This is a genomic window from Polynucleobacter cosmopolitanus (assembly GCF_002224225.1).
GTDB lineage: Bacteria > Pseudomonadota > Gammaproteobacteria > Burkholderiales > Burkholderiaceae > Polynucleobacter > Polynucleobacter cosmopolitanus.
On the sequence record NZ_NJGG01000001.1, the window covers coordinates 784,794 to 798,787 of the forward strand.

The 13,994-nt window shown below is 39.7% G+C and carries 16 protein-coding genes; 9 read left to right on the forward strand and 7 right to left on the reverse strand.

Annotated elements, in window-relative coordinates; all coding sequences use genetic code 11:
* Positions 1 to 2 precede the first annotated feature (2 nt).
* The 9 genes from AOC33_RS04105 (at position 3) to AOC33_RS04145 (ending at position 8,569) form a co-directional block, all read left to right on the forward strand.
* Entirely contained in the window at positions 3 to 479 is a 477-nt protein-coding gene (locus AOC33_RS04105) for a cupredoxin domain-containing protein (RefSeq protein WP_089515291.1), read from the forward strand.
* Positions 476 to 754: a copper-binding protein gene (locus AOC33_RS04110; RefSeq protein ID WP_089515292.1), complete on the forward strand. Its 279-nt coding sequence runs from the start codon at positions 476 to 478 to the stop codon at positions 752 to 754. Before AOC33_RS04105 ends, AOC33_RS04110 begins: the two co-directional genes overlap by 4 nt.
* A gap of 33 nt (positions 755 to 787) precedes the next feature.
* The gene (locus tag AOC33_RS04115; RefSeq protein ID WP_089515598.1) at positions 788 to 1,258 is read left to right on the forward strand and encodes a DUF411 domain-containing protein; all 471 of its coding nucleotides are present in this window, start codon (positions 788 to 790) and stop codon (positions 1,256 to 1,258) included.
* Between the two features lie 532 nt (positions 1,259 to 1,790).
* Positions 1,791 to 2,096: a hypothetical protein gene (locus tag AOC33_RS09075; RefSeq protein ID WP_143744013.1), complete on the forward strand. Its 306-nt coding sequence runs from the start codon at positions 1,791 to 1,793 to the stop codon at positions 2,094 to 2,096.
* 69 nt (positions 2,097 to 2,165) lie between these two features.
* Positions 2,166 to 3,449, forward strand: a complete 1,284-nt coding sequence (locus AOC33_RS04125) for a TolC family protein (RefSeq protein ID WP_089515294.1) — start codon at positions 2,166 to 2,168, stop codon at positions 3,447 to 3,449.
* 10 nt (positions 3,450 to 3,459) lie between these two features.
* The gene (locus AOC33_RS04130) at positions 3,460 to 4,032 is read left to right on the forward strand and encodes a hypothetical protein (protein WP_089515295.1); all 573 of its coding nucleotides are present in this window, start codon (positions 3,460 to 3,462) and stop codon (positions 4,030 to 4,032) included.
* On the forward strand, positions 4,029 to 5,063 hold the full coding sequence (locus tag AOC33_RS04135) for an efflux RND transporter periplasmic adaptor subunit (protein ID WP_089515296.1): 1,035 nt from the start codon (positions 4,029 to 4,031) through the stop codon (positions 5,061 to 5,063). The genes AOC33_RS04130 and AOC33_RS04135 overlap by 4 nt, the downstream gene beginning before the upstream one ends.
* Positions 5,064 to 5,072: 9 nt before the next feature.
* A complete protein-coding gene (locus tag AOC33_RS04140) occupies positions 5,073 to 8,195 on the forward strand; it encodes an efflux RND transporter permease subunit (protein WP_089515297.1) in 3,123 nt (1,040 codons plus the stop codon).
* Positions 8,196 to 8,197: 2 nt separating this feature from the next.
* Positions 8,198 to 8,569 (forward strand): hypothetical protein, encoded by a 372-nt coding sequence (locus AOC33_RS04145; protein WP_089515298.1) that lies wholly within the window; start codon positions 8,198 to 8,200, stop codon positions 8,567 to 8,569.
* A gap of 165 nt (positions 8,570 to 8,734) precedes the next feature.
* Here the strand turns inward: AOC33_RS04145 and AOC33_RS04150 are convergent, their stop codons facing one another.
* The 7 genes from AOC33_RS04150 to AOC33_RS04180 all read right to left on the reverse strand — a co-directional run bounded on the left by AOC33_RS04150 (position 8,735) and on the right by AOC33_RS04180 (position 13,917).
* Positions 8,735 to 9,226 carry a P27 family phage terminase small subunit gene (locus AOC33_RS04150; protein WP_089515299.1) on the reverse strand — a complete coding sequence of 164 codons (492 nt, stop codon included), beginning with the start codon at positions 9,224 to 9,226 and terminating at the stop codon, positions 8,735 to 8,737.
* Positions 9,227 to 9,303: 77 nt separating this feature from the next.
* The gene (locus AOC33_RS04155) at positions 9,304 to 9,549 is read right to left on the reverse strand and encodes a hypothetical protein (protein WP_143744014.1); all 246 of its coding nucleotides are present in this window, start codon (positions 9,547 to 9,549) and stop codon (positions 9,304 to 9,306) included.
* Between the two features lie 129 nt (positions 9,550 to 9,678).
* Positions 9,679 to 11,412 carry a DNA polymerase gene (locus tag AOC33_RS04160; RefSeq protein WP_089515301.1) on the reverse strand — a complete coding sequence of 578 codons (1,734 nt, stop codon included), beginning with the start codon at positions 11,410 to 11,412 and terminating at the stop codon, positions 9,679 to 9,681.
* Position 11,413: 1 nt separating this feature from the next.
* Complete coding sequence (locus tag AOC33_RS04165; protein WP_089515302.1) at positions 11,414 to 11,998, reverse strand: hypothetical protein; 585 nt, start codon at positions 11,996 to 11,998, stop codon at positions 11,414 to 11,416.
* Positions 11,999 to 12,029: 31 nt separating this feature from the next.
* Entirely contained in the window at positions 12,030 to 12,284 is a 255-nt protein-coding gene (locus AOC33_RS04170; protein ID WP_089515303.1) for a hypothetical protein, read from the reverse strand.
* Positions 12,285 to 12,401: 117 nt separating this feature from the next.
* A complete protein-coding gene (locus AOC33_RS04175) occupies positions 12,402 to 12,959 on the reverse strand; it encodes a hypothetical protein (protein WP_089515304.1) in 558 nt (185 codons plus the stop codon).
* 1 nt (position 12,960) lies between these two features.
* A complete protein-coding gene (locus AOC33_RS04180; RefSeq protein ID WP_089515305.1) occupies positions 12,961 to 13,917 on the reverse strand; it encodes a tyrosine-type recombinase/integrase in 957 nt (318 codons plus the stop codon).
* Positions 13,918 to 13,994 lie beyond the last annotated feature (77 nt).

Sequence of the window (13,994 nt, forward strand, 5' to 3'; positions counted from 1 at the left end):
AAATGAAAATAATTTATTTAATGATTGGTTTAGCAATATCTCAGCTTAGCTTTGCTCATGGGGATCAGCATAAAAAAATGAATCAACAGGCATCCTTTCAACAAGAGGAGTGGGGTATTGGCGGCACAAAGAATGAAGTGAATCGAACTATTGCTATATCAATGGGCGATGATATGAAATTTAAGCCAGAAAAAATCAATATCAAGGCTGGTGAAACTATACGCTTTGAAATTAAAAATAACGGAAAGCTGTTACACGAAATGGTAATTGGCACAAAGCAAGTGCTTGATAAGCATGCCGAGATGATGGTAAAGCATCCCAATATGGAGCATGATGAACCCTACATGGCACATATCTCACCTGGTAAAAAAGGTGAAATTATTTGGAAATTTAATCGTGCTGGAAGTTTTGATTTTGCTTGCTTGATTACCGGGCACTATCAGGCTGGAATGGTTGGAAAGATTGAGGTACAGCAATGAAAAAAATAATAACCTTAATGATGTGTTTAGTAAGTTTTGCTGTTGGAGCTACCGAGTGGACTAAGGGCGAAATTCGTCGTGTTGATGCTGAAAATAAGAAAGTCACCATCAAGCATGAGGAAATTAAAAGTCTTGATATGGCGCCGATGTCCATGGTTTTTAATGTTGAGACTACAGAAGTTTTAAAGGGAGTTAACCCTGGAGATCAAGTTGAATTTGTAGCTGAGCAAAAGGGAACAAAACTATTCGCAAAGCAGCTTAGAAAAATTCCGTAGGAGGCCTAATTGAATTTAATTAAAGATGAAGTGATGAATACTGTTAGATTAGTAAATCAGCAAAGAAGACTTATTTCATTTGGCTTAGTTTTATTACCTACATTGAGTTTTGCCGTGATAGAGAAGCCCTTAATTACAATGTGGAAAAGCCCAACTTGTGGATGCTGTAAAGATTGGGCGGCGTACTTAGAAAAAAATGGCTTTCATGTAAAGGCAATTGATATCGGCAATACTGAAATGCGCCAAAAGCTGGGGATGCCAGTTCAGTTTGGCTCATGCCATACTGCCCAAATCAATGGTTATGTCATTGAAGGACATGTTCCTGTCCGAGAAATTAAGCGCCTGCTAGCAGAAAAGCCAAAGGTATTGGGTTTAGCGGTTCCAGCAATGCCTTTGGGATCTCCTGGCATGGATGGTCCAGAGTACAAAGGCAAGAAGGATCCATACGATGTTCTATTAATTGGGCTGAATGGCGAGCATTCTGTCTATCAGTCCTACAGGTAGATTGATATCCAAGACTCTGGCTTAGTATCGATTAAATAGACGCTTACTGAAACGTCGTTTAAAACGACATTACAAGACACTATGGTGGTTGACTGGAGGGGTGTGGCAACACAATCTATACACACAGAAAAATTGCCCCTCGCAAGATTCTGATTTCATTGCTAAATTTGACCGGCACAAGGACGCACAATTTTTAGACAAGTCGAGACTGGTGACTCAAGCCCTTGAAATCAAAGCGAAAGCGGTCTATCGGAGGATATTTGAAAATCCTTGTGTCGGTGGTTCGATGCCGCCCCAGGCCATCAAAATATCAAAACCACTTTCAGCCGATTTTTAAAGATTTGAACTCTTTAAAGAAGTGCTAATCTGTTACACATTTCTTAACAGAGATTAATAAGGCTTTTAGACCCGAGCCTTTAAAGGTGAAGATTTCTGAAATTAAAGCCATTTTAGATATGTGGGAATGCTTCGAACAAAAAAACTAGAAATATGTTTTAATTACGTTATGAGAAACATTGCGATATCGCTAGTCGTGCTAGCGTTGTCAACTCAGACATCGTTTGCAGCAATTACCAGTTACTGTCATCAAGAACCAGTAACTGGCACTCAACTTGCGCACTATGATCATGACAGCAAGAGTAAGGAAACTTCAAACTTAAGTAAATCAACTGACTCAGACTGCAATGTTTGCCATCTTGCGCATTCATTTTTAATACCGCACACAGCTGATTATGTAATTAATGTGCCTGAGTTTATCTATCCAGAATATCGCTCTAGCTACTTAAGAGCTATTTCACTCGACCCTCCTGAAAAACCAAATTGGTTAACCCTCGCCTAAGTTAGCGAGGGTAAATCTTATCTTTTAAGGCCTCGCTAACTCTATTTTGAATAATCAAATGGAGTTTTTATGTTGCGAGAGTACTCAAGCGTATTTAGAAGTTGCGCGTATTTAATAGCCGGTCTATTTTTTTCACAAATCTCAGCGTTTGCTTATGCAGATGTGGGTGGATTAAATCGTTTTGACCTAAAAGCATTCTACAATTCTGCCTGGGAGCGCCAGCCAGAATTCAAAACTTTTCAATACAAGATTGATTCAGCAATCGCGAAGCAGAAAGTTGCCAGTAGTTTTTTGGCAAGTCCAGCTTCAATTGAATTTTCTCAAAAAACCGACAAAGCAAATAATAATTTAGGCATGAGTGAAACTGTTATTGGCCTAGGATTTCCCCTTTGGTTGTGGAATGAGAGATCAAGCTCAGTTAATTTGGCAAACGCTGAATATAAAAAATTGATGTCTCAATATTATTTAAGTCAATTAAAAGTTGCTGCTGAAGTAAGAGATGCGTATTGGAGTTATCAAAAAACCAAATTAGAGAATGATTTGGCTCATAGTAGATTTGAAAACACAAAAACTTTAGCAATTGATGTGGAAAAAAGATTTAAAGCTGGGGATTTAGCCAGGGCAGACTTGCATCAGGCAAATGGGGCATTGGCAACTGCAGAGTTAAATTTAGAGGAAGCAACGGCTAATTTAATTAATGCTGAACAAAGGATAAAAACACTACTTGGTACCGAAAAGTTTCAAAAAATTAAATTGGATATTGTTTTAAAAAATACGGAGCCACTCCCCAAGGTTCCGGAAAACTTTTCCAGTTTAGATGCTAGTTTGCCAATTGTTATAGCCCTTATTGATCAATTGGATGTGGCGAAAAGAGCGGTCGAATTGGTTCAATCAAAAACACGCACATCTCCTGAGTTGCAAATTTTGAGCTCAAAAGGTCGAGAGGTTTATGGTTCTCCATATCAACAATCAATCACTGTCGGAATAAAAATCCCGTTTGGATCTTCTGCTGTAAATGCAGATCGATTGGCATCTGCAACTGCTGAAATGGTTGACTCAGAAATTAAGCTTGCATACGAAAGGGAGTCTGCATTAAGTAATGTGGAGTCAAACGTAACCTTGGTTAAATCAGCACAGATAAAGCTTGATGCGGCCAATAAAAGATCAACTCTTGCAAATGAAACACGTCAATTTTTTGATAAATCATTTCGATATGGGGAGACTGATTTGCCAACTAGATTGAGAATTGAATTGGAAGCTGTTGATGCTAACAAACAAGCGGTGATTGCCAAAATCAATTACGCCATTTCTGTTTCAAATTTAAGGCAGGCGCTTGGCCTGCTACCAGAGTAAAGGCTCGATCATGAATATCATTACTAAAAACTTAATACGACTCTGTTCATCACTGCTCTTTTTTACTGTTGGATCACTAGCTTATGCGGGTCCAGGGCATGATCATGGGGAGGAAAAAACCGCAGTTCACTCAACCATTAAGAAACCAAAATTTTATATGGAATCTGAGTTATATGAGGTTGTCGGCACCATTGATGGAAAGAATATTGTCATTTTTATTGACGACTATCTGACAAACAGAAAAGTTTCAGAAGCCGAATTAACACTTAACGTCGATGATCAAGCCATTAAATTGGTTAAAGCTGTGAATGACACATATCAAGGAAATCTTTCCAGTCCGGTAGGAAAAAAATCTCTATCTATAACTTTATCTGTAAAAGATAAGGATGTTGATGACATTTTGATCACCACATATGACCCGACAGATCACGATGTTTTAAAGATTTTTAGATGGTGGTATTGGTCTCTTTGGCTAATATCCTCGATGACTCTTATCGCAATGCTTTTTATCGGCTTTAGAGAAAAGCAAAGATTGATCACTGCTTATAAAAAGCTAATTAACTTCATTAAGGAGCGGAAATGAAAAAGGGAGCACAAGTCGCGCGCATCGGATTTTTATCGTTTTTTATTTCAATTTCTTTTCCATCCTATGCTGGTCCAGGACATGACCATGGTGATTCACCAGCAGCTGTTGAGCATTTTGATGGTCCTAAGAGGCAAGTAAATGGTGATGTATTTTTGCCAAAACAGGCCCAGCGTCAGCTTTTTATTGAAACTGAGCAAATAGAATCAGGAAGCTTTTCTAAAACTTATGACTTGGCAGGTAAGGTGATCATGGATCCCAATTATGGCGGCAAGGTTCAAGCCATAGTTGCTGGGCGAGTAACTCCCGGACCTAAAGGATTTCCTTTACCAGGTCAAAAAGTGAAGAAAGGCGAGATTCTTGCATATGTAACGCCAGAGTCAGGACCAAATGGTTCAAGATCTTTAGCGGAGAGTCGTTTAAAAAGACTTCGTGAGCTTTCCGATACTGTGCCTAAGAAAATGATTGAGGAGGCTGAAGCTGCTATTGCGAATGAAGAATTAAGAGCCCCAGTCAGTGGAATAATCTCCACAATGGGTATTGTTTCTGGTCAAGTTGTAGATGCTCGCCAATTAATTTTTGAAGTTGTTAATCCAAAGAAACTTTTAATTGAAGCACTTGCTTATGACGCTGGACTAGTTAATGACATAGCTGGTGGAACAGTTACTGTTAATGACAAGACTATTCAACTTGAATATCTTGGTGGTGGTCAAGCTCTTCGTGAGCAAGCATTGCCGATTATGTTCTCGGTTAGCAGCGAGGAAATTTCAGGGGTGCCAGTGGGGCAATCTCTAAGGGTATTGGTCAATACAAAAAATCAAGTAAAAGGCTGGAAAATTTCTGCTTCTGCTCTGGTAAAAAATTCTTCAAATCAAAATATTATTTGGATAAAAAAATCACCAGAATTATTTGAGCCAAAGCCTGTCTTTTATGAGCCTTTAGATGGAAAGCACTTCGTTGTTATCTCTGGAGTTTCGGATAAAGATCGAGTAGTGACTAAATCAACCACTTTACTTAATCAAATTCGCTAGAGGCTGCTCATGTTTACCTGGTTATTAAATTTCAGCCTTAAAAACAGAATTATTGTTCTACTAGTTAGTTTGATAATGGTTGTTTATGGCGCATTTACCCTAAAACAGTCATCTGTTGATGTCTTTCCAGACCTCAATAAGCCAACGGTCACAGTAATGACTGAGGCTGGCGGTATGGCCTCTGAGGAGGTGGAGCAATTAATCACTTACCCATTAGAAACGGTGATGAATGGATTGCCGGGGGTTGAATCAGTTAGGTCTGTTTCAAGTGCTGGATTATCTTTCATCTATATCACTTTCGACTGGTCAACCAATATATATTTGGCGAGGCAGCTTGTCGGGGAGCGTCTTGGATCGATGGAAAGTGCTTTACCTACTGGGCTGGTCCCGCGTATGGGGCCAATTAGCTCAATCATGGGTGAAATTATGCAGATAGCTATACCTGTCGAGGAAGAAAAAATTTCTTCAATGCAGGTAAGGGAATATGCCGATTGGGTTTTAAGGCCAAGAATTATGGCTATTCCTGGTGTAGCTCAGGTTATTCCAATTGGCGGCCAAGTTCGACAATTTCAAGTTCAGCCCAATACTCGTTCAATGGCTGAGCTGGGGATTTCATTGGAACAGCTAGAAAATGCACTAAATGGACATTCATCTAATACTTCAGGTGGATTTATTGAATCAAATAATAAAGAATACTTGATTCGAAATTTGGGTAGAACAACAAGCTTAGAAGACCTAAAGAATTTATCTGTTGCTGTAAAAAATAATCAATCAATCTTGCTTAGGCAGATAGCGGATGTAACTTTTGCTCCTGCAGTAAAAAGGGGCGATGCTGGATACAAGGGTAAACCTGCTGTTATCTTGGGTATTCAAAAGCAGCCATCTGCAGATACAGTCTCCTTAACTAAAAATATTGAATCTGCATTATTTGAGCTAAAAGCTAGCCTACCTACTGGGATGGATGAGCCTCGAATCACTTTTCGCCAAGCGACATTTATTGAGTCATCAATTAATACCCTAGAGGTCAAATTAATTGGAGCTTCATTTTTTGTTGCGGTAATTCTTTATTTCTTTCTTGGAACTTTTAGACCCGTTCTTATATCGTTAACAGCAATACCGATCTCAATATTAATAACTGCTTTGGTCTTTAAGTATTTTGGATTGTCAATTAATACTATGACATTGGGTGGTTTAGCCATTGCTATTGGTGGGCTTGTAGATGATGCGGTAGTTGACGTTGAAAACATTATTCGACGTTTAAGGTTGAACTCTGAAAAGCCTGAATCTGAAAGGTTGAAACTGATAGATGTGGTTCGACTGGCATCTCTTGAGGTACGGACAGGAATCATTTATGCAACGGGAATCATTATTTTAGTCTTTATTCCATTATTTGCATTATCTGGTATTGAGGGGAAGCTCTTTACTCCCTTGGGAATTGCATTCATTGTTTCAACTTTAGCCTCATTGATCGTTTCCGTGTCCGTAACACCTGTGATGAGTTATTACTTGTTGCCAGCAATGAAAAATTTAGGTCATGGTGACACAAAAGTTCTTCAGTGGCTAAAGACCAAATACGAGTTTCACCTAAATAGGTTTTTAGATGCTCCTAAAAAAGCAATTAGATTATCGCTAGTAGCTGTCTTTCTTTCAATTGTCGGGATTGGATTAATGCCAACTTCGTTTCTTCCTCCGTTTAATGAAGGTACCTTATTAATAGGTATGAGATTAAACCCTGGTGCATCTTTGACTGAATCATCATTGATTGCTCAACAATCCGAACTTTTAGTTAGCCAGGTTCCTGAAGTTACATATGTTGGACGTAGAAGTGGGCGCGCTGAGCTTGATGAGCATGCAGAGGGAGTTCATGTCAGTGAGCTTGATGTTGGAATAAAGCCTTCAAAAGAGTTAACCAGATCAATGGTTGACATTCAAAACGATATCAGAAGTCGGTTAGTCAATATTCCGGCAGCTATTGCGATAGGGCAACCAATTTCACACCGAATTGATCACATGTTGTCTGGTGTTCGCTCTCAAATAGCTATAAAGATCTTTGGGGATGACTTGGATGTTTTAAGGAGCCAAGCAAACACGTTGAGGGACAAGATTGCTGGAGTAGAAGGTCTTGCTGATTTAGAAATTGAAAAGCAAGTTCTAGCACCTCAATTCAAAGTTAACATTAATTACAATTTGGCTTCGCAGTACGGGGTTTCAACAGCTCAATTAATGAAATCATTACAGTCCTTGATCGAGGGTGAAAATATTTCACAAGTTGTTGAGGGTAATAGAAGATTTGCCCTGGTCATGAAGTTGCCAGAATCTTCACGAAGCGTTGATGGTTTAGCAGGTATATTGATTGATACACCGAACGGAAAAATTCCTTTATCAAGAGTAGCCACAATTGAGGATAGTGACGGGCCTAATCAAATAAGCCGTGATGATGGAAAGCGCCGTATCGTTATCTCTGCCAATGCCTCTGGAAGACCTCTTTCATCTGTTGTTGAAGATATTAGATCTTCTATAAACGATATGAATTTGCCAACGGGATACTTTGTTACGATTGGGGGCCAGTTTATTGCTCAAGAGAAAGCATCACGTTTGATTGCACTGTTATCTATTGGCTCGCTATTGATGATGTTTGTAGTTCTTTTTAGTAAATACCAATCTACAAAGCTATCGCTAATGATCATGTTTAATATCCCTCTGGCTTTGATTGGTGGGGTGGTTGGATTATGGTTATCAGGACAACCCTTGTCGATTGCGGCTTTAATCGGGTTTATTACCCTTGCAGGCGTTTCGGTAAGAAATGGAATTCTAAAAATTAGCCACTATTTGAATTTAATGAGATCTGAAGGCGAGGGCTTCACAAAAGAAATGATAGTAAGAGGTTCCCTCGAGCGCTTATCTCCAGTTTTAATGACAGCTCTTGTAACGGCTTTTGCTCTTGCGCCATTGTTATTTGAGGCAGAGCGTCCAGGCACAGAGGTTTTACATCCCGTTGCGGTTGTTATTTTCTCGGGATTAATAAGTTCAACATTGTTGGATACTTTTTTGACCCCTGCGATATTTTGGTTGTACGGAAGAAGTGAAGTGGATAAGTTGAAGTTAAATTTAAATAAAGGAGAGGTTTACTAATCATGAAATTAATTAAATTGTTAATGGGTTTGTTTTTGTGCGTGTCATCTGCAGCCTTTGCGTCTAAGAATCACGATGTCAATCCTATGCAAGGCGGCAAAGTAACTACTACAAAAGATATAGACATCGAATTTGTCTTAAAAAAAGAAGATATGAAGGTCTTTTTGCGGGATCATGGCAAGCCGTTAGATATAAAAGGTGGGACTGCTAAGGTTACCTTATTAAAAAGCGGAGCTAGCAAAGAGTATGAGTTGAAAAATGCATCAGATTATTTTCAATATTCAGGTGATCTTGGAGTGGTTGCTGGCACAAAAGCAATAGTTGTGGTGAGAATTAAGGAAAAGGTATTTTCAGTTAGATATGCATTCGATTGAGTTTATATTTGCAAATAAACTTGCTGTATGAGCTTAAAACTTTTACAGCAAGTTTGTGCCTAAGGGCATGATTGTTAATTATGTTCGGAGATAGCGTCCGCCTTATTTTATAGTTTCATCATAAGATCAAGGCGTTGCTCAATATTGCATTACCAAATTTATAAATTATTTTATATTTTTTAATATATCTTCAACGCTAATTGGTTCTTTTGGGATGCCATTCCATTGTGGGCCTTTCATGAATTTTTCGAACTCAGGGTCAGGTTTGGGTTTAAAGGGAAATCTACCCTTAGGTGTTAAGCCAAGTTCATTCATTAGCAGAACTGCTTTAGTAACCGCTTTGTCCCTAATATCTACATGATGATTTTTACCTGTCACCCCATTATGGTGAGTCACAACTAAACCATTTTTGGAAATATCTTTGCAGCAAATCACAAAGGTTTCTAACATCTCAGCTAGCATCGCTAATGAGTGCTTATCTTGGTCAGTGCTGTGGCCATAGGCATTCCATATGAAATCAGAAGCTTCCTGAATAAATTGGTATTTATCCCATGTGTTGGGGTCGCTTACCCAATGAGCCAGCGGAATTGGTTTAATTTCTATTGATAAATTGCAACTTGGAGTTACTGCAACTGATTTGCTTCTTGATTGGTTCATGGGAATACCCCTCTTTTTGGAAATAGGTTGTGTGAAAAATTCACCCCGAGCTTGCTTTTATTAAAGGCCATTAATAATTAAGTTTCTATTGAGGGTGGAGGTTTTAGGATTTCAACTTGAGGAAAGCTACCCTTTGGTGTTGTAAATTTAATTAGACCGTAGGCCTCTAGTTTTTTAAGGTTTAATTGACGTGCTTGGCGGCTAATGCCACACAGCAAGTCTAGCTTCCCATCAATCTTGAAGGTTAATGACTTCTTAAGGCCAACATATAGCCATAAAGCATTCCCGACCACTCCTGCTTTACCACCAATATTATTTGCCATCATTAACCAATCGAAGGGAATGGGTCCTTTGATAAATAGCTTGTCAGTTTTGATCATATTTAATTATTGAATTAGATAAAAGATAAGAATGGACGGGTGTTATGCTGCTTAACAGGTAGGTGTTAAGTTCTATTGCTTAACTTGTTTTAGTATCGCCATTACTTGTTCCCAGAATTTTTTAGCGCTATCGTCTAAAAATCTGTCCGGGTAGCGAAAAATCTCAGCTTCACTTGATAATTTGAAGCCTGACAATATGAACTGACTAGCTTCTTCCATGCAGGCTTGCGCTTCTTTCACTTTCTCTTCGATTTTGTCCTCGGGGGCTTCGATTAGAACGGCATCATGTATAGGGGCACATAGTTGAATTTTTCTATCAGCCATCAATATGCATGCAACTCTTAATAGTTCTGCTGCATTCGCTTGCATAGGAAAATTTCTGAGACTTCTCGGGTTGAGGTCAGCCTCGACGTTTAGATTCCAGCCACATAGGGTACTAATTTTGTTGGCTTGGACTGTGACGTTGAAAGTATTATCTGACCAGTCCCAGAATTTTCTGTATACCTTCCTGTGCATTGTCAAAAGCTGTCTGGCCCTTATAACGGGTTGTTTCAATCTAACAGCTAAAGCGTCAGCGCCCATCCCGTATTGCGTAGCAAGTACACATTGTTTGTATTGGTCTCTTTCACTTGTGTGACTTTGTTTAGTTGCGTCCTGTGGGACTGCATGAGCTTGTTTTGCAAAAGCTAGGTATGGGTCACCGCTGGTATAGGCATCTTTCATGTTTTGATCGCCGGATAGGGCTGCTGCAATACCAAATTCTTGTTGAGACCAATCAATGTAGGCGAGGGCCATCCCGGGTTTTGGTTGAATCAAACCCCTTGCCCATTTAGAAAGTCCAAATATAAACTTTGTCGTAGAAGGTTGGTTTCTACCTGTGATTGAACTAAACGGCGATAGTAGGCATCTATTACGGCCATCACTACCGACCTGTAATGCATTTAATCGTAATTTAGCCAAGCTGTCCCTCAGGTGGCGTAGCGGAATAATCTCTGGGTAAATCTTTGACATTGCTTTGAATGTTTCTTCATCCAGCTTTAAACGTCCCGAGGGAAGCCTTTCCCATCTAATATTATTTTTACTGAGATACGCTCCAAATAACTCTTCTTTGAATGTGCTATTGATATAAACACCAAAATCTTTATCGACTTGTTTAATTAATTGGTCTTTAATTTTGTCCCAATAATTGCAAAGGTCTTGGTAAAGTTCGTAGTCAATGGGTGTGCCTCTAGTCTCCATTATCGAAATAGGGATGTTGTACTTGCCCCTCATCAGGGCTCTAGGCATCTCAAGTGATGGAAACAGAGCCGCTAATAGAGGCTCTAGGGAGTCAACGTCGCTCTGGCAGTACTCGAGCAGGGATTTCTTTTCGTTATCTGTAAAGGGCCCACCGCGCATGGCTAATGCCCGCATTTCATCTTTGTGTGCACTTTCAATGCTGGGAAGTCCAAAATATTTCAAGGCCCCAATAATCGACCTGCCAAATGGATGAGTTACGCCATTTGAAAAGTTTCTAAATTCCGTATACAAGTCGAGAATTTCACCTTCCCATTCCCAGCCAAGCGCGTTGAAACAATTTAATTCAGCACTTGCGTAATAAGCGACAAGCGTTTGATTTCGGATGTTTGAAAAAGGGTGAGTTTCCATAGCATATAAATCATCAGCCCATAGTCTTAGGTATTCGCCAGTTGTTAGATTTTTTGAAACCATGCAAATCACTTCTAAGGGGTTACCCTCAACCCCATCTTTGGGCTTAAATTCAAAGTCGATTAAGATGAATTCCTGTGAGGTTGTTAATCTGCTCATCTCAAATTCTCCCTGCCAATTGCTTGATGTAAGGGTGTTCCTCACTTGAAATTACCTTGTTATTGAATACGTCAGCAATCAATTCGGCCATGGATTGTTTCGGCCACTCTGGTTCACCTAGTTCGTTTGCAGCAATAATGATTCTGTACTGCTGGGCAGCCATATCTGACTCAATCCGGATCCAGCTTTCTTCTGCTAGCGCTATTGCTTGAATCATTGAGGCATTCCATAAATTGGGACGCCCACCTAAATCAGGAATTGGCTCAGCAATAATTTTGGGGACACCATAATTGTCAACAGCAAGTCGTAGCAGTTTGGGGGTTGCATTGTTGCCTAAATGACTAGCCATACTGTACGTAGCGATATATTCCTCGCCGGCATCTTTATCCTCAACAATTAATGCGGGGAATTTGTAATCCGTACTTGGATGAACTCTAGAGAAGCGGTGTTTATTTAATTTCCCAAACGATGGCTTGGTTGGTAGTTTTATTCCACCAATAGTGTTTGAAAAGTTGGAAGGGAGCATGGCATCTTTAAGCCAAGACGGAGTTCGTAGTTCATCGTTATTTGTTTCTTTAGTAGACATGATTATTCCTTTGCGGTTAATTGGATATTGATTAATGCTTTACAGAAAAAGACCGTTTGGTTTTTTCTTGAAGCAATTCAATTAAGGTGGGGACGAAGTCAGGTTGGACAATGTGGAATCTGCCCATTAGCTTGACGAGCACACCTGCAGCGATTAATTCTTGTGCGTGTGTGCGTATGAACCAGTCGCCAGAGTATTTATTCTTAAATAATCTGTGACCTTCTGGGGAATCTAGGAAGTCTTTGAAGGACTCAAGATTCTTTAGTTTTTCTACTGTGTATTCCATACAACTCCTTATAAAAAATAGTAGTGACGCGTGACAAGCGCGACACAGACATTTTGACAGGAGTTGTATTGAGTTTGAAGCTAAGTTATTGATTTTATTTGTAATTTTACTGTAAAACTACAAATTTTCCTTTTCAAATTCACTCTTCCAGATTCGGATTAGTGTTTGAAGACGTCGTTTTGAGAACTTCTTTTCAGGGTAGTTTTCTTTTAGGGAGTCAGCAGCAACTTCATTCGTGTAGCGAGCAAAGTCTTTTAAATTTTTTGTGTATAGTTTTTTCGCTTCTTCATATTTTCTTTGGTCATTGGCTGTTCTATTTGGTATCCCTCTTTCTTTTGCAGCACTTGCTTGCATAGAAATCGAGTACTCAACAATTTTTGCTATTCGGCTATTGGGTCTCATAAATTTACTTAACCCCAATTTGGTACTTTTACTCCAGTTGTTAGCTTGGAATAAGACTTCGAAAAATCTAGTTTCAATGTCAATGGCATCTTTGGGAGCGTCGGGGCGGAAAGTGGTAAGCGTTGCTAACTTGGCTAATGCGTATAGAGCGCTTTCGTAATTAGGGAAAAATTCTTGAAGTTCCGAGAACACTTCCTTAAGCTCATTCTTTTGTTCTTCAGTTAGTGTTTCTTCCACAAGGTATTTTTCAATCACATCCACTTTCGCACTCATTTCAAGCTCCTTGGTTATTGAAAACGCGACTCAACATCTCAGCGCGTGTATCTACACATAGGTGTGCATATCTCTTGGTCATGGCTAATGATTTGTGACCAAGGCTATCGGCAATGGCGAGTAGTGGAGCACCACGCTTAGCAAGCCACGAGGCATGGGTATGTCGCAGGCTGTGGAATACGACCCCTTCAATTTGTGCATCTTTCAAAGCTTGCTCCCAAGGTTTGTTGAAATTCATGGGTTTTGTTGGATACCTTCCACAAAATACTAAATCTTCTGGATTTGTTTTTGTGGAAATTCTTTGGAATTCTTGAATAACATCTGGCATAAGCACTAGAACGAAAGGATCGCCATTTTTGGTTCTTTCACAGAAGGCTCGTCCTGAATTTAGGTCAACATCTTTCCATCTAAGCCCTAAAAGAGTACCTCGTCTAGCGCCAGTAGTTACCGCTAACATAATGAGAAGGGTAAGTTTGTTCCAGCTAGCCAATCTAGATACTTTAATTAATTTTTCGTACTCAGGCTCTGACAAGTAGCGAGTCCTTGCGTTGTCTTCTGGAAGGCGTTGAGTTTCTACAACAGGATTAACCCAAGTCTTGGGCATTAATCGACGTTTTCTTGCCCATGTGAGAACGGATTGGAGGGTGCATCGATAGCGATTGATAGTCGCGTCCGCAAGCGTTTTATGCGTTGAAATGACAGAGCCACCTCGTTTATTACCTCCAACATTAAAAAGGCGTCCACGCTGTTTTAATGCCTCTAGAACATCATCAATATCGTCCGCATCAATTTCGGACGCAACTTTCTCTCCCAAGTGTTGGGTAAAGAAACTTAAACGACTAGTGAAGGAAGGATCGCGACCTTGATAGCAGGCCATGAAGGTATCAGCGAGAGCTGATAAGGTGAACATTTCTCCCCGAGTCACTGGGGGTGTTGCTGTGTTACTTTGTGTTGACATGATTAGTTCTCCAAATAAGTTACCAACGGACTGTTGGATTTCATTTGTCGACGCTAATCACTCGCCACTACTATCTT